At 45.2% G+C, this 18,737-nt stretch carries 17 protein-coding genes and 4 tRNA genes; 3 read left to right on the top strand and 18 right to left on the bottom strand.

Going from position 1 to position 18,737, the window contains the following annotated elements; genetic code table 11:
* Positions 1 to 24: 24 nt before the first annotated feature.
* The 18 genes from L5M37_RS14690 to orn form a co-directional block, all read right to left on the bottom strand.
* A complete protein-coding gene (locus tag L5M37_RS14690) occupies positions 25 to 720 on the bottom strand; it encodes a cytochrome c1 (protein WP_263200969.1) in 696 nt (231 codons plus the stop codon).
* Entirely contained in the window at positions 720 to 1,934 is a 1,215-nt protein-coding gene (locus L5M37_RS14685) for a cytochrome b (RefSeq protein WP_105250274.1), read from the bottom strand. The genes L5M37_RS14690 and L5M37_RS14685 overlap by 1 nt, the downstream gene beginning before the upstream one ends.
* Positions 1,934 to 2,524, bottom strand: a complete 591-nt coding sequence (petA, locus tag L5M37_RS14680; RefSeq protein WP_006080059.1) for a ubiquinol-cytochrome c reductase iron-sulfur subunit — start codon at positions 2,522 to 2,524, stop codon at positions 1,934 to 1,936. The genes L5M37_RS14685 and petA overlap by 1 nt, the downstream gene beginning before the upstream one ends.
* Before the next feature lie 370 nt (positions 2,525 to 2,894).
* Positions 2,895 to 3,788 (bottom strand): protease modulator HflC, encoded by an 894-nt coding sequence (hflC, locus tag L5M37_RS14675; protein ID WP_113939145.1) that lies wholly within the window; start codon positions 3,786 to 3,788, stop codon positions 2,895 to 2,897.
* Between the two features lie 3 nt (positions 3,789 to 3,791).
* Positions 3,792 to 4,931 (bottom strand): FtsH protease activity modulator HflK, encoded by a 1,140-nt coding sequence (gene hflK / locus L5M37_RS14670; protein ID WP_028761770.1) that lies wholly within the window; start codon positions 4,929 to 4,931, stop codon positions 3,792 to 3,794.
* A gap of 36 nt (positions 4,932 to 4,967) precedes the next feature.
* Positions 4,968 to 6,275 carry a ribosome rescue GTPase HflX gene (gene hflX, locus L5M37_RS14665; protein ID WP_028761769.1) on the bottom strand — a complete coding sequence of 436 codons (1,308 nt, stop codon included), beginning with the start codon at positions 6,273 to 6,275 and terminating at the stop codon, positions 4,968 to 4,970.
* A 23-nt stretch (positions 6,276 to 6,298) separates the two neighbouring features.
* Positions 6,299 to 6,571 carry an RNA chaperone Hfq gene (hfq, locus tag L5M37_RS14660; protein ID WP_006084207.1) on the bottom strand — a complete coding sequence of 91 codons (273 nt, stop codon included), beginning with the start codon at positions 6,569 to 6,571 and terminating at the stop codon, positions 6,299 to 6,301.
* A gap of 92 nt (positions 6,572 to 6,663) precedes the next feature.
* Positions 6,664 to 7,590, bottom strand: coding sequence for a tRNA (adenosine(37)-N6)-dimethylallyltransferase MiaA (gene miaA / locus L5M37_RS14655; protein WP_263200968.1), 927 nt, complete (start codon positions 7,588 to 7,590; stop codon positions 6,664 to 6,666).
* The gene (gene mutL, locus L5M37_RS14650) at positions 7,583 to 9,496 is read right to left on the bottom strand and encodes a DNA mismatch repair endonuclease MutL (RefSeq protein WP_411569071.1); all 1,914 of its coding nucleotides are present in this window, start codon (positions 9,494 to 9,496) and stop codon (positions 7,583 to 7,585) included. The genes miaA and mutL overlap by 8 nt, the downstream gene beginning before the upstream one ends.
* A 13-nt stretch (positions 9,497 to 9,509) precedes the next feature.
* Complete coding sequence (locus L5M37_RS14645) at positions 9,510 to 10,967, bottom strand: N-acetylmuramoyl-L-alanine amidase (protein ID WP_028761765.1); 1,458 nt, start codon at positions 10,965 to 10,967, stop codon at positions 9,510 to 9,512.
* Positions 10,968 to 10,975: 8 nt separating this feature from the next.
* Complete coding sequence (gene tsaE, locus L5M37_RS14640; protein WP_028761764.1) at positions 10,976 to 11,434, bottom strand: tRNA (adenosine(37)-N6)-threonylcarbamoyltransferase complex ATPase subunit type 1 TsaE; 459 nt, start codon at positions 11,432 to 11,434, stop codon at positions 10,976 to 10,978.
* 102 nt (positions 11,435 to 11,536) lie between these two features.
* Positions 11,537 to 13,021, bottom strand: a complete 1,485-nt coding sequence (locus tag L5M37_RS14635; protein ID WP_263200963.1) for an NAD(P)H-hydrate dehydratase — start codon at positions 13,019 to 13,021, stop codon at positions 11,537 to 11,539.
* A 267-nt stretch (positions 13,022 to 13,288) separates the two neighbouring features.
* Positions 13,289 to 13,744 (bottom strand): hypothetical protein, encoded by a 456-nt coding sequence (locus tag L5M37_RS14630; RefSeq protein WP_028761762.1) that lies wholly within the window; start codon positions 13,742 to 13,744, stop codon positions 13,289 to 13,291.
* Positions 13,745 to 14,531: 787 nt separating this feature from the next.
* Positions 14,532 to 14,607 (bottom strand) — tRNA-Gly (locus L5M37_RS14625).
* A gap of 42 nt (positions 14,608 to 14,649) precedes the next feature.
* A tRNA-Gly gene (locus L5M37_RS14620) sits at positions 14,650 to 14,725 on the bottom strand.
* Between the two features lie 42 nt (positions 14,726 to 14,767).
* Positions 14,768 to 14,843 (bottom strand) — tRNA-Gly (locus L5M37_RS14615).
* A gap of 42 nt (positions 14,844 to 14,885) precedes the next feature.
* A tRNA-Gly gene (locus L5M37_RS14610) sits at positions 14,886 to 14,961 on the bottom strand.
* Between the two features lie 190 nt (positions 14,962 to 15,151).
* Positions 15,152 to 15,697 carry an oligoribonuclease gene (gene orn, locus L5M37_RS14605; protein WP_131523968.1) on the bottom strand — a complete coding sequence of 182 codons (546 nt, stop codon included), beginning with the start codon at positions 15,695 to 15,697 and terminating at the stop codon, positions 15,152 to 15,154.
* A 112-nt stretch (positions 15,698 to 15,809) separates the two neighbouring features.
* Between orn and rsgA the strand changes: the two genes are divergently transcribed.
* From rsgA to L5M37_RS14590, 3 genes are all read left to right on the top strand, one after another.
* A complete protein-coding gene (rsgA, locus tag L5M37_RS14600; RefSeq protein ID WP_105250279.1) occupies positions 15,810 to 16,874 on the top strand; it encodes a small ribosomal subunit biogenesis GTPase RsgA in 1,065 nt (354 codons plus the stop codon).
* 62 nt (positions 16,875 to 16,936) lie between these two features.
* The gene (gene asd / locus L5M37_RS14595) at positions 16,937 to 17,815 is read left to right on the top strand and encodes an archaetidylserine decarboxylase (RefSeq protein ID WP_028761759.1); all 879 of its coding nucleotides are present in this window, start codon (positions 16,937 to 16,939) and stop codon (positions 17,813 to 17,815) included.
* A gap of 6 nt (positions 17,816 to 17,821) precedes the next feature.
* A complete protein-coding gene (locus L5M37_RS14590) occupies positions 17,822 to 18,703 on the top strand; it encodes a DMT family transporter (RefSeq protein ID WP_263200962.1) in 882 nt (293 codons plus the stop codon).
* The last annotated feature ends 34 nt before the right edge of the window (positions 18,704 to 18,737 follow it).

The following is an 18,737-nucleotide window of genomic DNA, read 5'->3' as shown; positions in this document are numbered from 1 at the left end:
TTACATTTTACCCGTTATTGGTGCCTAGTGTACATCTTTCCAATACTCTTTCTTCAAGAGGTAGGCCACAATAAAGAATATAAATAGGAATCCGAGTACCCACCAGCCCATAGCTTGACGCTCTAGCTTAACAGGTTCAGCCGAATAAACTAAGAAGCCAGTGATATCACGTACTGCTTGGTCGTATTCTTCCGCATTCAATTTACCGCCAGTCACCACAATAGTGCCATCTTCTTGTTTAACTGGTGTGCCTTGTAACTCTTCAAGTACATGTGGCATACCAACAGATGGGAATACTGTGTTATTCACACCAAATGGGCGACTTGGATCTTTATAGAAGCCTTTCAGATAGGAATAAACCCAATCTTCACCACGCACGCGAGCAACTAAAGTTAAGTCTGGCGGTGTAGCACCAAACCATTTAGCAGCATCTTTAGGTGGAATAGCGTTTTGCATCAACTCACCAATTTTAGCATCGGTGAACATATACTTATTACGCATATCATCCGCAGAGATACCGATATCGGTTGCTACACGTTCATAACGTTGATACTGAGTGCTATGGCAACCAGAACAGTAATGTTGGAACAGGTCCACACCACGTTCTAAAGAAGCTTTATCATGCAGATCAACATTGGCATCTTCTAAATGTACGTGTCCGCTCGCGGCAATTGCCAAGTTCGGCAACAAGGCAACTAATGCAATCAATAATTTTTTCATTAGTGTGTCAACCTCGCTGGAACAGGTTTAGTTTTTTCATTCTTGCTGTATACCCACAGCGCCACAAAGAAACCAAAGTAAGTGAAAGTAAACACCTGTGCAACTATCGTCAGGGTCGGCGTGGCAGGCACTACCCCTAAATAACCCAATACTATGAAAGATATAGCAAATTGGGCAATATTCAGCTTATGTAGCGTACTACGGTAGCGAACTGACTTCACTTTACAGCGATCTAACCAAGGCAATACGAACAGTACTGCAATCGACAGACCCATCATTATCACGCCACCCAATTTATCAGGCACTGCACGTAAAATGGCGTAAAAAGGAGTGAAGTACCAAACGGGTGCAATGTGTTCAGGAGTCTTCATCGAGTTAGCCGCTTCAAAGTTTGGCTTTTCAAGGAAGTAACCACCGCCTTCAGGAATAAAGAACAACACATAGCAGAACACTATCAGGAAGCCCGCGACGCCCATGATGTCTTTTACAGTGTAATATGGGTGGAATGGAATACCGTCAACTGGCCAGCCATTTTCGTCTTTGTTCTTCTTAATTTCGATACCGTCAGGGTTGTTAGAACCCACTTCATGCAACGCAATTAAGTGTAAAAACACGAGTACGACTAATACTAGCGGCAGAGCAATAACGTGCAACGCAAAGAAACGGTTCAGCGTTGCGCCAGAGATCACGTAGTCACCACGGATCCACAGGGTTAAGTCGTCACCAATAACTGGAATCGCACCGAACAGAGAGATAATTACCTGCGCGCCCCAATATGACATTTGACCCCATGGCAGCAAATAACCCATAAAGGCTTCGGCCATCAGCACGAGGAAAATTAACATACCGAACAGCCACAGTAGTTCTCTAGGCTTCTGATATGAACCGTAAATTAAACCACGGAACATGTGCAGATAGATCACAACGAAGAAGGCTGATGCACCCGTTGAGTGCATATAACGCAGCAACCAACCGTATTCAACATCACGCATTATGTATTCAACAGAGGCAAATGCGCCTTCTGCTGTTGGTACATAGTTCATCGTCAACCAGATACCTGTCAGTAATTGGTTAACCAATACCAACATCGCTAGCGAACCGAAAAAATACCAAAAGTTAAAGTTAGTTGGCGTAGCGTATTGGCCCACGTGACGGTTATAAGTCGCCGTCATTGGGATACGCGCATCAATCCAATTAATTAAATTCTTAACCATTACGCCACTCCTTTATCTACACCGATAATCACGGTGCCATCATCAACGTATTGATGTGGAGGGATAACTAGGTTCAATGGAGCAGGTACGCCTTGGAAAACGCGACCAGCCATATCGAACTTAGAGCCATGACATGGACAGAAGAAACCAGAAGTGACACCTTCAACTTGCTCACCAAATGAATCTGGCAAATAAGTAGGTGAACATCCGAGGTGGGTACAAATACCGACAGCAATAAAATACTCTGGCTTAATTGAGCGCAAAGGATTTGTTGCATAATCAGGCTGCTGCATCTCAGCAGAAGCAGGATCTCTTAACTTATCATCATGTGTTGGCAGTTCATTGATCACAGCATCTGTGCGACGGACAACCCATACAGGTTTTCCACGCCACTCAACACGGATCAGCTGACCTGGCTCTACTTTACTGATATTTACTTCGACCGGTGCACCTGCAGCTTTCGCTTTGGCACTCGGATTCCATGACTTGATGAAAGGAACCGCTACAGCGACGGCACCAGCACCACCTACTACGGCGGTTGCGGCTGTCAGGAATCTGCGACGTCCGGTATCGACTGGCGCATTGCTCATCCACTTATCTCCCAGAGGGTGTTGGAATTTTTATATTTCAAAGACTTTCAGCCCTTAGTCATCACTAGGGTCAAAAATCGAAGTTTGAAGCGGGGCTCATTATAGCTAAAAATTAGAAGCAGATCATAGTGAAAACACGCAAGTAAGTTAGGGAGATTGCGTGTTTTTTAAAAAAAGCCTAAAAAAGACCCAACTATTAACCCATTTTAATTCATTTGGATCATATTTTAAGCTTCTTGTCTGTGACATCGGCATAAAGCATGCATCGCTAATATAAATTAGCCCAGACTTTTCAAACTAAGTTAACAATCGCCAGATAAAAAAATAGGCCCTGAGTAACAGGACCTATTAAATCAATACTTTTAATGCATTACTTCTTAGGTGCAGTGCTCTTCATATACTTGAAGAACTCGCTATCAGGCTCTAACACCATAATATCGGACTTGCCTGAGAAGCTGGCTCGATAAGCCTCTAAGCTACGAACAAAACCGAAGAACTCAGCATCTTTGTTGTAAGCATCAGAATATATCTTCGCTGCTAACGCATCCCCTTCACCTCGAATGGTTAAGGCTTTACGTTCAGCTTCGGCAATCTTCACCGTCACATTAGCATCTATTGTTGCACGAATAATTTCAGACTGTTCTTTACCTTGCGCTCTATGCTCTTTTGCCACAGCTTGACGCTCTGCACGCATACGCTGGTAAATACTGTTACTGACGTTAGCCGGTAGATTGATTTGCTTTACACGCACATCAACAACTTCAATACCTAAGTCTTTTGCACTTTCTGAGGCATTGGATAACGCATCATTTTGCAGTTCATCACGCTTACCAGAAACAATCTCTCTGATAGTGCGACGACCAAACTCTGTGCGTAAATCGTTGTTGATCTTACGTTGTAATAGCGATTCTGCATTCGACTTAATACCACCGTTTGTAGACAGGTAATATTTTTCGAAATCCATAATGCGCCACTTCACATAGGAATCGACCATAAGGTCTTTCTTCTCTGAAGTCACAAAACGATCAGCTGCACCATCGAGTGTCTGAATACGGGCATCGAGTAATTTTACTTTATCGATCACAGGCACTTTCATGTGCAGGCCTGGACCGTAGACGCGGGTGACTTGCTTACCGTCAACGTCGTCTTTTAAAATTTCACCGAAACGCGCCACAATAGCGCGCTCGCCTTCATTCACCACCATTAAAGATGACAAACCAATACCTAAGAGCACGGCGATAAGAATAACGCTTAATCTACCCATGGATTACTCCCTCCCTTGGCGAGTACGATCATCGCGGGATGGACGTCCACTCAAAGGCTCATTCGCGCGAGTCGTTGATACAGATGAAGAATTAACATTTTGCTGTGGCTTAGCTTCCAGCTCATTTGTCGCAGGCTTCTGCTGAATTAACTTATCTAGCGGTAGGTACATTAAGTTGCCGTTGTTCTTAGCATCAATCAGCACTTTATTCGTATCTGTCATCACTTGCTGCATTGTATCAAGATACAAACGCTTACGAGTCACTTCAGGCGCAGCTTGATACTCTGGTAATAACAACTCAAAACGAGCCACTTTACCGCGAGCTTCTAAGACTTCACGCTCTTTGTAAGCATTCGCTTGTTGCGCCATACGTTCAACTTCACCACGAGCTTTTGGTTCAATTTCACGGGCATAAGCTTCAGCTTCACGAATAAAACGTTGTTCATCTTCTTGGGCAGAAATCGCATCATCGAAGGCGTCTTTCACTTCTTCTGGCGGACGTGCCGGTAAGAAGTTAACGTCAACAACAGCAAGACCCAATTTGTACGGTTCAAGAATGCGCTCTAACTCTTTCCACGTATCGCGACGAATAGCATCACGGCCCGTAGTCAGAATATCATCCATCTTGTTATGTCCAATGACATAACGCAGTGCACTGTCAGTCGCTTCACGCAAACTGGCGTTCGCATCGACGGCACTAAATAGATATGAGTAAGCATCTAAAATACGATACTGAACATCAAGCTCAACTTTCACGACGTTTTCATCGGATGTCAGCATGCTACCAGACGCAGGAATAGAGCGAACCGATTGAATGTCGACGGGATAAATTTGGTCGATAAATGTGGCTTTCCAATGAAGTCCAGGGCCAATTTCGCCAGCGTGTTTACCAAATCGCAGTGCCACACCACGCTCAGCTTCTTTAATTGTATAAAAACCCGAAAGTCCCCAAACAACTACAGCAACAGCAAGAATGATGATTAGGCTAAACGAACTAAAAGACTGGCCTGAGCCATTTCCTTTGCCGCCAAAGCGCTTTGAAAGATTACGAAAAACCTCGTCAAGGTCCGGTGGTCCTTTGTCGTTACCACCTTTATTTCCCCAAGGATCATTACCCTTGTTACCGGGCTCGTTCCAAGCCATTTAGCACTCCATAAGTGGATGAAATAAATTAGATTATTAACAAACAGCTTCATCTATCGAATCTTCGAAGATGAAGGTTTCTAACTCACCCTGACTCTGTTTTGTTAATCGGCGCCAATCGGCGTCCGATAAACGAACAGACAAAATACAGTTCCCCAGATCGTCGTACTCTTTCTGCTGTATCGCATCCAGTCGATAAAACTGGCCAAGATAATGTCCAGCAGTTGCCGGAATTCTAAGTGTTAGTTCTTTAATCACCTCACCAATAAGCTCAGTGATGGCTTTCAATAGCAAATCAAATCCTAAACGCTTCTGTGCTGAAACCCAAACTCGAACGGGTTTGCCTATGTCGTTATATTCAATTCTTGGCGTCACATCTTCGAGTAAATCGATTTTGTTACAGACCACGAGTTGCATGACTTCATCGGCTTGGATGTCTTTCAGTACAGATTGAACCTGATCAAAATTATCCGCCATGTTTTCATCTGCACAATCAACTATGTGTAGTAATAACTCAGCTTGCCTTGTCTCTTGTAAGGTTGCCTTAAATGCAGCAACGAGATCATGGGGCAAATGACGAATAAACCCTACAGTATCCGCTAATATCACGGCACCATCAGGTAAATCTAACTTTCTTAGCGTAGGATCGAGTGTGGCAAATAGCTGATCTGCAGCATAAACATCAGATGATGTTAGGGCATTAAACAGCGTTGATTTACCCGCGTTTGTGTAGCCGACTAATGAAACTGTCGACAAATCACTACGCTTACGTGCACGTCGACTCTGTTCACGTTGCTTATCAACTCGCTCTAAGCGTTTGTTGATATTTTTAATCCGTCCTCTGAGCAAACGTCTATCGGTTTCGAGCTGGGTTTCCCCTGGACCACGTAAACCAATACCGCCCTTTTGCCTTTCAAGATGCGTCCAACCACGGATCAGGCGAGTCGACATATGGCGCAATTGCGCTAGCTCCACCTGTAACTTACCTTCGTGAGTTCGCGCTCTTTGGGCAAAAATATCGAGAATAAGTGTCGTACGGTCAAGCACTCGACACTGACACACTTGCTCAAGATTACGCTCTTGGGCTGGACTCAATGCATGATTAAAAATCACCACATTGGCTTCAGTCGCCGCCACTAATGCAGCTAACTCTTCGGCTTTACCAGAACCCACAAAAAATTTGCGATCCGGTGAACGTCGACTTCCAGTAATCACCCCGACTGATCTTGCCCCAGCTGATTCTACTAATAGCTGCAGCTCGACTAAATCTTCTCGGCGTTCCTCATCGGAAAAGTCGATATGGACAAGAACCGCAGTTTCTCCCGCCTCATAACGATCAAACAAGAAGCAAACTCCTCAGATAATACTTATTCGCCACTAGGCGCATCATCTTGAGCACCATATCCGCCTTGGGCATTTTGGTGACCAGTAACGTTGAATGGGCGTGCTGGCACGACAGTAGAAATAGCGTGTTTATAAACCATTTGGCTCACTGTATTTTTCAACAGAATGACAAATTGATCAAACGACTCTACCTGTCCTTGGAGTTTAATGCCGTTAACCAAGTAAATTGATACAGGAACGCGCTCGCGACGCAATGCGTTCAAAAATGGGTCTTGTAAAGATTGCCCCTTAGCCATTTTATTATTTCCTTTTTAATTTATATAAAATAAATCGATATCAGTGATAGTTTTTTGTTTAGTTTTAGTATTATACAGCAAGGGCTAATAAGCTAGCGGCATTGACGCATAAGTATAACTAAATTCCCCTCAGCACCACTTTCAAGCCAATTCAACTCTGGCCAACTCCGCAACCATGTTAATTGACGCTTAGCCAATTGCCTAGTAGCAGCAACCGCTTTTTCGACCATAGTATCATAGTCAAACTCACCATCTAGGTATTGCCAGCACTGTCGATAACCGACACAACGCATTGAAGGCAAGTCTAAATGCAAGTCTCCACGGGCTTTTAGCTCTGTGACTTCCTCAATAAAGCCCTGTTTGAGCATAAGCGCAAAACGTTGCGCTATTAAGTCATGTAACACTTTGCGCTCGCGCGGTGCAATAGCAAACTGCACTACGTCATAAGGCAAGGGAGCTGACTTGGTCTGAGTCAACTCAGTCATGCTCTTGCCGCTTATTCTATAGACTTCCAGCGCTCTTGAAAGTCTTTGTGGATCATTAGGATGAATTCTTTCTGCCGACACGGGATCTATCACCCTTAATTGGTCATGCAGTGCTTCCCATCCCTTTTCATCCGCCTCCGCTTGGATCTCGGCTCTAACGGCCTCATCCGCACTCGGTAAAGGTGACAAACCTTCGAGTAACGCTTTGAAATACATCATGGTTCCGCCAACTAATACTGGCGTTTTCCCCATGCTGACAATCTCTTCTATCTGGGCTATTGCATCGGCTCTAAAGTCGGCTGCCGAATAGCTTTCACTGGGATCACGAATATCAATTAATCTGTGCGGCCCGCGAGCCAGTTCGTCTGCTGAAGGCTTGGCACTGCCAATGTCCATACCACGATAAATTAATGCCGAATCGACCGAAATGATTTCACAGTTATGCTTTTCGGCCAATTCTAATGCTAAAGCTGTCTTACCTGAGGCCGTTGGCCCCATCAAAAATAACACTTTAGGCTGTAATTCTTTATTCACTTGCTTGCTCTTCTAGCCACGATTGCCAAGGTAAGAATATCGCTTTGTTGGCAATAAGCTGTTTTTTCTCTTCAGCTAACTGCGAAAATGCTGCCCAGACTTCTGGTGCCGAAACGAATCCCGTTAAACTGTGTTTTGCCAACCAAAATGCCAATGCGCTCGGCGCAGGTGTTTCAAAACGTAGCGATTGTAGCCACTCAGGGATCACTTTGGCTAACTGGCTCTCTCTGATATATGGGGGCACTTTTTTAATAATCAACTGCTGGTAACGAATTGTTAGTTCTAAACCTAATTGGCGGATCAGCGTGTCGTGTTCAGTGAGCACAGCCTGCCAATCCGCATCAGCCGCGACAGACACTGGCATCAATAAAGGCTGACCAATTAACCCCGTCGCTAGTTTAGCTTCAATCTCTTGGCATCGCGTCGCCAATGCTACTGATTTTATTGATAATAGACTGAGTTTATCTTCCGACGTCATCACCCAATATTGCCCATCTAATATCGATGGCATAGGTAACACAGACTGATAATCTTGATCTTTTACACTGTAAGAAGGGGTTTGCAGTAAAGCACCATAACTTGCTATTGCCGCCTTTGACGGTAATTCAGTACGTTGTCGAGATTCACCTGCAGAATAACTGCCACGGCTGCTGTCCCTTGGCGTTGTCATGCTGCCAAAAGCATTGGTTTGAGTGCCAAAACTGGCGCCTTCTCGTCCTGCGACTAGAGACTTTACTTGAACGGCAGGGGGAACTGAATCTTGAGCAGACTCAAGTGTATCAGTTTGCGCATTAACTAGAGCTGAATCAGCGCCAAGTACAAAAGGGGCTGAGATTTCAGTGGCGCTTATCGGGGCATCCACAAACACATCTTCAACCTCACCCAAAGAGCTAGAGTGAACGAAGTTGAGCTCTCCTGCTTCTTCCAGCGCCGATTGCAATGCTTGCAGAATATAATCATGCACATAGCGACTCTGATGGAATCGCACCTCATGCTTAGCAGGATGCACGTTAACATCCACTTGATGGGGATCGATATCCAACATCAGCACGTAGCCGGGTTGTTCAAGTTCTGCTTTTTGAGCAAAGGCTTGACGCACTGCATGATTGACCAAGCGATCACGGATAAGGCGTCCATTGACATAAAAGTAATGGGTATCGCTGATAACCGGTGACCAAGGTGACTGCAAATAGCCACTGAGGCGCAAATCATCGTGTTGGCATTCAATCTTAAGCGCTTGCTCGGCAAATGGACGGCCACACACTTGCGTCAAACGCTGTAAATACTGGGCTTCATTCATGGCAGGACGATAATTACGTACTGTCTTGCCGTTATGCGTCAGCGTGAAATGGATATCCCCACGCACTAATGCAATGCGCTTTAACCATTCATCTATATGGGTAAATTCGGTTTTGTCACTCTTTAAAAAGCGTCTGCGAGCCGGTGTATTAAAGAATAAATCCACCACTTCAATCGTCGAACCTACTGGATGCGCGGCGGGCATCACTTTAACTGCCATGTCGGCACCTTCAGCATGGGCTTGCCACGCTTCGGTTTGCTCAGCCGTGCGTGAAGTTAAAGTTAAACGTGAGACTGAGCTGATACTGGCTAGCGCTTCACCACGGAAACCAAAACTAAGGATTGCTTCAAGATCGTCTAAGGTGTGTAACTTTGAGGTCGCATGGCGCGATAAGGCTAGCGCGAGTTCATCTTTAGGTATGCCAGATCCGTTATCGCGAATTTTAATCAGCTTGCTACCGCCTTTGTCGATTTCAATATCGACTCGGCTCGCTCCTGCGTCGAGGCTATTCTCGACCAATTCTTTGACTACGGAAGCGGGTCTCTCAACCACTTCCCCCGCCGCAATTTGGTTGGCTAATTGCGGAGGCAGGATCTGAATGCCCATCATGCTTTCCTATTTAACTCTGGGGTATGACTAGCGTTTGCCCTAACTGCACCACATCGGACTTCATTCCATTCGCTTGTTTGATGCTGGACATTGGCACACTGTAACGTTGCGCGATTGCAGATAAAGATTCTCCGCGACGGACCTTATGTTTAACCTTTGTCGATACCGCATCGCCAACATAGGCTGTAGGTGTTCTTTCAGTTGGCGTTCTTTCTGCTGATGCTTTTGCTGTGGTTTTGGCCGGCTTAGCACTGCTAGAGCTTCCTCCCCTTCTTTGGGCAAGCAAAGTATCCGCTGGCGGATTGTTGTGATAGTAACGGCTCACCCCCTTATAAATAGCATTGGCAATGCTCTCTTGATGGCGACTACTCGACAGTAAACGCTCTTCTTTAGGGTTTGAAATAAAGCCCGTTTCAACCAAGATTGAAGGAATATCCGGTGACTTCAGCACGGCTAAACTCGCGGACTCAGGGCGACTTTTATGCAATTGAGTCACGCCACCTAAATCTTTTAAAATATCCCCCGCAACAGAATGGCCAATTGCCATCGAACTGTTCATTGACATATCGAGCAGCGTCATAGCCAAATACTGTTCATTATCCGTGTTTTGAATAATCTCACCCGCGCCGCCCAGCAACTCAGAGTGTTTCTCTTTTTGCTCTAACCAACGACCAATTTCACTATTAGCACGACGCATTGATAGCACCCATACGGAGGCGCCACGTGGATTGGGCGAGGTAAAGGCATCCGCATGGATAGAAATCAGCAGATCTGCCTTACTGTTACGCGCCAGTTCAGAGCGTTTATTTAAATTCACAAAATAATCACCAGTACGGATCATCACAGCACGCATGCCTGGCGTGTCATTGATTTTGCTGGAAACACGTCTGGCGATTTCTAGGGCGACCTTTTTTTCATAAACACCAGAAGGACCAATGGAGCCAGGATCGTCGCCACCATGACCCGCATCAATAGCAATGACAATATCGCGGGATGATTGCGCCGCTTGGGTGACAGTTTTGACGGGTGTAGATGACACGATAGCCGTTGCCGTAGTTAACGTTTTATCTTCTAAATCAACCACTAAACGATTGCCATAGGGCGCAGTAACAGGCAAAGAAAACAAGCTTGCATTCAATGGTTTTACGAGATCGATCACTAAGCGCAAATCACCTTTAGTCGGTGACTTACTGATCCGTACGCCCTTAACTAACTTACTGTTGTTTTCAAGATTTTTAAGCACAACTTTAGCAGTGGTCTTTTTTAAATCCACCACTAAACGATTAGGGCCATCTAAAGAGAAATAGGTGTAATCAGGCACTCCACTCAAGTCAAACACGATTCGAGTTGACTCAGGCGCGGCCCAAATACGTACGCTTTCTAACTGATTAGCAGCATGGGCCACCACAGAGAAAAAAGAACATAAAGAAAGAATAATAATTTGAAAATACGGGTTATTTTTTATCATTTTAGTTTTTATTTTATCGCTTTTAATAACTTTTCACCTGGCTCAGACAAGGCCTCTATGCGTATTTCTCGCCCACTATTTTGATAACTTAAATGCATATGGACATCGGCAGCGGGCAGTAAACCCTCTCCCTTATCTGGCCATTCAACAATGCACAGACTCTTATCCGTAAAGTAATCACGGATCCCCATAAACTCGAGTTCTTCTGGATCGTTTAAACGATACAAATCAAAATGATAAACTTCGACACCTTCTAACTCATAAGGTTCAACTAAAGTGTAAGTCGGGCTTTTAACGGCACCTTTATGGCCCAATCCCTGAATTAAGCCACGACTCAGCGTCGTTTTACCGGCTCCTAAATCACCCGTAAGATACAGAGTCAAAGGCGCTTGGACATGGCGGGCTAATTTTTGCCCAACCGCAATAGTGTCGTCTTCGTTGTCTAAGAAAAAAGTTAACTCTGTCATATCCGCTTATATCACTGCTATTATTGATGGAGAAGCGACTCAATCCTAAAAAGGCACAGGGCACATAACAAAGTCCAGCCCCGCTTGAGTCTCACATTCCGCCTAGAGTAAATCACTATTCACTAATTGGCGAATAAAAGGCATTAAATCGCTCGCTAACATACCCCGTTCTCCCTGTATTGCCGCAAGATCAGCGGCGCAACCATGTACGACTACGCCAAGCACAGTTGCCTGCATATTATCCATTCCCTGAGCCATGAGCGCGCCTATAATACCAGATAACACATCGCCACACCCACCACTGGCAAGCCCAGGGTTGCCGACTGGTGCAACTACCATTTGCTGACCATCAAAAATGACCGTTCCTGCGCCCTTTAGCAATACAACGCCGCCGTACTTTTGCTGTATAGCGCGAACAGCGGCAAATCTATCCAGTTCAATATCGACCACGGTACAACCAAGTAAACGCGCGGCCTCGCCCGGATGTGGTGTTAGTACCCAATTCGCTTGGCGCCTTGGTTCATTACTGAGCAGATTCAACGCATCGGCATCTAAAACACAAGGCTTATCGCTCAAGCCCACGGCTTTAAACAAATTATACCCCCAGTCATGCTTACCTAAACCAGGGCCAAGCACGATAACCTGCGCCCAACCAAGGCGCAGATACACTTCCATATCGACTAAATCACAACCCCAAAACATCAGTTCAGGACGGGAGACATTCACCGTCAGTTGATGCTCAGGTCGACTGATCACCGTGACTAATCCCGCGCCTGCACGTAGGCAAGCCTCACTTGCCAGTCTCACAGCCCCAGCCATGCCTATATCACCGCCGATGACAGTGACTTTTCCCGATTGGCCTTTATGGCTATCCCGTGCTCGGGCGGCAAAATAGTCCTTAAGAGTCTCTCTTCCAACTCTTTGTGCGCTCGCTTCAGCAAAGAAAGGCGTTAATCCTAAATCTGCAAATTCAAGCTCGCCACTGTAATGCCGCGCCTTACCCGTTAACACACCTTGCTTTACACCACCAAAACATAAGGTGATATCCGCCATCACAGCAACACCTACTACGGCGCCTGTATCAGCAATGACTCCAGAGGGTAAATCAAGGCTCAATACCCAAGCCGAATTGTCATTGATGGCACGGATATATTTAGCCATATCGTCGCGCACAGCATCACGTACACCCGTACCTAACAGACCATCGACTATGATTTTCGCAGCGAGAATAGGTTCAACCTCTAACGGCAGTAATTTTCCACCTTCAGCAAGATAATGGGTCAATGCTTGCTGACACTCAGGCGTGCCTGCCGCTGGCGTCATCATCACAGAAACGTCCATACCACTGGCACGGGCTAGACGAGCGCACACTAAGGCATCGGCACCATTGTTACCGCTGCCAGCAAGAATTAACACAGGTAAGACTTTGGAGCTATGTTTCGCTAAACACTCAAAAGCCGCCGCGCCAGCATGCTCGACCAATTCATAGAGACTAGATACTCCCTGAGACACTGCACTCAGTTCCGCTTCGCGAACTTGTGTTTGGGTGTATAGCGCTTTGGGAAATTGCGATAGATCTTGTGCCATGAAGGATCTCCTTAGACACCAATGACTCCATTTCACAATGAGTAATCTCACCATAGAAGTCTTGGCAGAATTGAGCAAGCCAATAAAAATCAGCCAATAGATCAAGAAAGTAGCAAAAAAAGCAGCGAGAAATTATGACGTAAATCAGTTCAGGCGCAGAAACCCGCCCAAATGGAGCAAAGTAGAGTAAAAGTGGCCTATACAAAGTCGACATAAAAACCAAAGCCAGCACTGGGCTGGCTTTGAGATTCGAGAAGACATGACGGTTTAGATATCGTCCATCCGAATCGTACTATGGACTAAACGTTGCTGCTGAGTTTTCTCTACTCGGATCAAATTGGCTAACGCATTGCGCGCATCTTCCGCCGTGGTTGAGTTAACTGTTTTTTCTAACAAACCAATCAGACGATTTTCTAGGTCTAAATGTAAGTTGAGCACATCATCTTCATTCATGTTTGCGGGCAACATAGTATCTTGGCAACGCTTAGTAAAGTCTTCAAAAGTGAAGTCTTTATACCAAGTATCAAGAATACGATGTGGTGCTTCATCCATATAATCACGCAGTTTTTCTGCCATGGTTTTTTGATGTGATTCAAAATACTCCAACATCATTTTCACACGAGCCGAGTCAGCTTGATTGTTGAGTCGGCCATAGAGTTGCGCCATATCTAAGCGGCAATTTGCCACATACTCGAGTAGATCACGTAATTGTTGAATACGCATATAATGCACTCCATTGTCAGGCCAACTACTTGGCGCTATTAATTTTGTCTAATTCCATTATGTGAGTAAAAGCGTTACGAATATTTGAACAAGGTCATAATTTAACTTTCACGCAGCTATCTAATTTAGGAAAACTTGAAGAAACACGCTATAGATCACGCATCTAAATCCTATCACACTGTTTTGTATAAAAGAGAAAAGCCAAAAGAGATCTCAACGTACTTTTCCCAAAGGATATTCGTAAGTCTTTGGTTGTGCATGGTGAATCTGAGATAGAGTGCTTGAGGTAGATGGCAGTGAATCAAGACAAATATAGATGAGCCAATTGAGGGAATGACACGAAAAAGTCATTGTTAGAGAGTTTAACGGAAGTACAGCGAAATGATTTTGATAGGGAGAGATTCGAGCAATGATCTATGCCTTAGTCAACGGCTAAGCATTGTAAGTAATAGCAATATGAGCTACACGATTGAAATGATCTTAGCTAAAGTAGTTTTTGGGGGATTTATTGAAATTGGAGCGACATGATTTTGATCAAGAGCGGTTTGAACCGATAACCTATACCTTGGCAAAAAAGAAGGTATCGCCATATCAAGTCCGCAACTGAGCTAATCCCAATTGAGTAATCTGATAGTGGAATATTTAGGAAATTGGAGCGACATGATTTTGTTCAAGAGCGGTTCGAACCGATGACCTATACCTTGGCAAAAAAGAAGGTATAGCCATATCAAGTCCGCAACTGAGCTAATGTCAATTGAGTAATCTGATAGTGGAATATTTAGGAAATTGGAGCGACATATCGGGTTCGAACCGATGACCTATACCTTGGCAAGGTATCGCTCTACCAACTGAGCTAATGTCGCATGATCTGTATTAATGATTTGGTAAATCACTAAGTTTTAATTTGGAGCGACATATCGGGTTCGAACCGATGACCTATACCTTGGCAAGGTATCGCTCTACCAACTGAGCTAATGTCGCATAATCTGTATTAATGATTTGGTAAATCACTAAGTTTTAATTTGGAGCGACATATCGGGTTCGAACCGATGACCTATACCTTGGCAAGGTATCGCTCTACCAACTGAGCTAATGTCGCATAATCTGTATTAATGACTTGGCAAATCACTAAATTTTAATTTGGAGCGACATATCGGGTTCGAACCGATGACCTATACCTTGGCAAGGTATCGCTCTACCAACTGAGCTAATGTCGCCTTTTGTATCGCTGCTACACTTGCCTTCAACATTAACAAAGGTATCGCCTATCAACCTTTATCAACTGAGCTAATACCGCATTCAATCTAAATGACCGTACATCTCTGTTCGCATCAAAAAGTTGAGGCCGCATTATATGAAAAATTCATGCGGCTGCAACCCCTTCTTGCATATTTATCTACTGATCGGTCAAATTTTAAATACTTTGCTGCGATAATACTGCAATTCAGCGATCGACTCTTGGATATCCTGCAGGGCTTGGTGAGTATTTTGCTTCTTAAAGCCATCCATGGTTTCTGGGCTCCAACGCTTCACTAGCTCTTTAATCGTACTGACATCCACATTGCGGTAGTGGAAATAATCTTCCAGCTCGCGCATATAACGATTTAAAAAGCGTCTATCTTGACCAATGCTGTTACCACACATTGGAGAGGCGCCCTTAGGAACATACTGTTCTAAGAAGGCAATCGTCTTAGCCACGGCTTGCGCTTCGGTTTCTTGGCTAGCACGAACGCGGTCAATCAACCCTGACTCACCATGGTGCTTTTGATTCCAATCATCCATAGCGGCCAGCACATCATCTGACTGATGAATCGCGATAACCGGACCTTGACCGATAATATTGAGTTCTTGATCTGTCACTAAAGTGGCAATTTCAATGATCCTGTCGACGTCGGGCTCTAACCCTGTCATTTCCAAATCGATCCAAATGAGATTATTTACATCTGCCGTCATAAATCAGCCTTATCGTGTCAGTTAGCCTAAATTCAGGCTTTTTTATTCAAGAGCGTGTATCATACTGCTTTTTTCCAACACAAAAAATCACCTAATTGACGAAGACGAATCAGTGAGTAAAAAGAAACCCCTAAGCCAAGGTCAATTACGCCGTATGCGCGCTAATCACGAGAAGCGACTCAATCGTGATAGTGGCGATAAAAATACGCCAGAGTTACAGGATAGTTCATTGGGGCAAGAACAGCCCGGTACTGTGATTTCACGTTTTGGCCAACATGCCGACATAGAAACTGAAAGCGGCCAAATTGTGCGCTGTAATATTCGCCGTGCCGTCACCAGTTTAGTGACTGGCGATAAAGTGATCGTACGCTTAGCCATTGAGAGCCAAGCCAATAGCGGCATCGCAGGTATTGTTGAAGCCGTTCATCCACGTCGCTCATCACTTACACGCCCAGATTTATATGATGGCGTGAAAATCATCGCCTCGAATATCGACCAGATTTTGATTGTCTCCTCGGTATTACCCAGCTTTACCACCCAGATCATCGACCGTTATTTAGTGGCTGCCGAAGATACCGATATTCCGCCTATCATCATTTTGAATAAAATTGACTTGCTCAATCCCGATGAAGCGCAGGCAATCGACGAAGCGCTACAGCGCTACAAAGACATTGGCTATCCGGTTTATAAGGTCAGCAGCAAGCTTGGCGATGGTATCGATACCATCAAAGGCATACTCAAAGATAAAGTCAGCGTGTTTGCCGGCCAATCTGGTGTGGGTAAATCATCGATCATCAATGCATTACTACCCGATGCAGAGCTTATTATCGGCGATGTTTCCGATAACTCAGGTTTAGGTCAACACACTACTACCACTGCTAAGCTGTTGCACTTGCCTAGTGGCGGCGATTTAATCGACTCTCCGGGCGTGCGCGAATTCGCCCTATGGCATCTTCCTGCACAACGTGTCGGCTGGTGCTTTATCGAGTTTCGCGAGTATCTTGGCGCATGTAAATTCCGCGATTGTAAACACGGTGACGATCCCGGCTGTGCACTTCAAGAAGCCCTGAGCCAAGGTAAGATCAGCGCAGATCGCTTTAATAATTACCATAAAATTATCGCCAGCTTAGATGAACAACGTCATGCCCGCCATTTCCGTGCGGCCACTGATGAATAACGACTTATTGATAAATAACAACAGTCTCAGCAAAGATTGAGCAGTAAGAAAAGGAATTGAAATTGGATAAAGTCAAAATAGCGCTGCAGTACATGCTGCCAAAACATTTGTTATCTCGTTTAGTGGGTAAACTCGCTGCAGCCGAAGCTGGCGCCTTAACCACTGCCGCCATCAAGTGGTTTATCAAACAATATAAAATCGACATGAGCGAAGCGGCGCAGAGCGAACCAGAAGCCTATAAAAGCTTTAATGCCTTTTTTACCCGCGCCCTTAAACCCGGTATTCGTCCGTTAGATATGGACGCCGATATCATGGTGCATCCCGTCGATGGTGCGGTAAGTCAGTTAGGCCCCATCAAAAACGGTCGCATCTTCCAAGCTAAGGGTCATCACTATTCCTCGTTAACCTTGCTTGGCGATCAAGCCGAAGATGCTAAACGCTTCGAAGGCGGTGATTTTGCGACTATCTATCTGGCGCCTAAAGACTATCACCGTATCCACATGCCGATTAAAGGCACGTTATCAAAAATGACCTATGTACCTGGCGAACTGTTTTCGGTGAATCCGTTAACGGCGAGACACGTACCCGGTCTGTTTGCCCGAAACGAACGCGTTGTGGCGATTTTTGAAACCGAATTAGGTCCATTGGCCATGGTATTGGTTGGCGCAACGATTGTTGCCAGTATTGAAACCGTCTGGGCTGGCACAGTCACGCCGCCGACAGGTAAGCAAGTCTTCACTTGGGAATATCCAACCCAAGGCCCAGATGCCATCACCTTAGACAAAGGTGAAGAAATGGGTCGCTTCAAGTTAGGTAGTACTGTGGTGATGTTGTTTGCTAAAGATGCTATCGCGACCTTTGCTGAAGGTGTCGAAGCCGAAGCAGTAACGCGTATGGGACAAGCCTTCGCTAACCTGAAAGACGTTAAGCAAGCGGATTAAGTTTTCTTGAGTTCTGCTAAACCTTCGGGATTAATTGAATTGCATCTGGCTGTGCTGCTATTTGGCGGCACTGCTTTGTTTTCTAAATTAATCCCACTCAGTGCCCTCGACATCACCTTCCTACGCTGTATCGTCGCCGCCACTGTGTTAGGTTTGCTAGTCAAATTCAGCCGCAAACGTTTAACGCTGGCAAGCAAACAAGATTATCTAGTCGCCATCGGGCTTGGGGTTATCGTCAGCCTGCATTGGGTGACCTATTTTGCGGCCATGCAATTATCGTCGGTCGCCATTGGCATGATTGCATTTTTCACCTATCCGGTGATGACAGTAATTGCCGAGCCGTTGCTGACAGGTAATAAGATAAAATTACACGATATGCTCAGTGGCGTGTTAGTGCTGATTGGGGTGATATTACTCATCCCTGAAGCCAATTTAGGTAACGACACTACGCTGGGCATTGCCATCGGCATAGTGTCCGCCATGCTGTTCACCACCCGTAACTTATTGCACAAACGCTACTTTTCCCAGTACAGCGGCCCCCATGCCATGTTTTATCAAACTTTGGTCGCTGTGATGTTCCTGATGCCGTGGCACCAAACAGAACTGGGCAGTATCTCATTAGAAGTGTGGGGATTAATTATTTTACTCGGCGTCGTCTTTACCGCAGCGCCACATGCGCTATTTACTTCTGCGCTGAGGCAACTCAGCGCCAAAACGGTTGGGCTAGTCTCTTGCTTACAACCCTTTTATGGCGCCATGTTAGCGCTGATCATTTTAGGTGAAGAGCTCAATCTCAACACCCTAATTGGTGGCACTATCATAGTCGCTACCGCCATCTTCGAAACCCATCAATCGCACCAATCACAGCGGCGAAAAAAGAACGCCTGAAACATACCAATCTCAACGCAATTTGGCTAATATG

The sequence above is a fragment of the Shewanella sp. SM69 genome, assembly GCF_025653985.1.
Taxonomy (GTDB): Bacteria; Pseudomonadota; Gammaproteobacteria; order Enterobacterales; family Shewanellaceae; genus Shewanella; species Shewanella oncorhynchi.
This window is presented reverse-complemented; position numbering and strand designations above follow the sequence as displayed.

Bases quoted from the DNA above. Each gene is read 5' to 3' on its own strand.
- L5M37_RS14635 (WP_263200963.1), bottom strand. From the start codon at position 13,021: ATGGCACAAGATCTATCGCAATTTCCCAAAGCGCTATACACCCAAACA.
- L5M37_RS14645 (WP_028761765.1), bottom strand. From the start codon at position 10,967: ATGATAAAAAATAACCCGTATTTTCAAATTATTATTCTTTCTTTATGT.
- hfq (WP_006084207.1), bottom strand. From the start codon at position 6,571: ATGGCTAAGGGGCAATCTTTACAAGACCCATTTTTGAACGCATTGCGT.
- tsaE (WP_028761764.1), bottom strand. From the start codon at position 11,434: ATGACAGAGTTAACTTTTTTCTTAGACAACGAAGACGACACTATTGCG.
- hflK (WP_028761770.1), bottom strand. From the start codon at position 4,931: ATGGCTTGGAACGAGCCCGGTAACAAGGGTAATGATCCTTGGGGAAAT.
- hflC (WP_113939145.1), bottom strand. From the start codon at position 3,788: ATGGGTAGATTAAGCGTTATTCTTATCGCCGTGCTCTTAGGTATTGGT.
- L5M37_RS14630 (WP_028761762.1), bottom strand. From the start codon at position 13,744: ATGCGTATTCAACAATTACGTGATCTACTCGAGTATGTGGCAAATTGC.
- mutL (WP_411569071.1), bottom strand. From the start codon at position 9,496: ATGGGCATTCAGATCCTGCCTCCGCAATTAGCCAACCAAATTGCGGCG.
- L5M37_RS14685 (WP_105250274.1), bottom strand. From the start codon at position 1,934: ATGGTTAAGAATTTAATTAATTGGATTGATGCGCGTATCCCAATGACG.
- orn (WP_131523968.1), bottom strand. From the start codon at position 15,697: ATGACGGCAGATGTAAATAATCTCATTTGGATCGATTTGGAAATGACA.
- petA (WP_006080059.1), bottom strand. From the start codon at position 2,524: ATGAGCAATGCGCCAGTCGATACCGGACGTCGCAGATTCCTGACAGCC.
- L5M37_RS14690 (WP_263200969.1), bottom strand. From the start codon at position 720: ATGAAAAAATTATTGATTGCATTAGTTGCCTTGTTGCCGAACTTGGCA.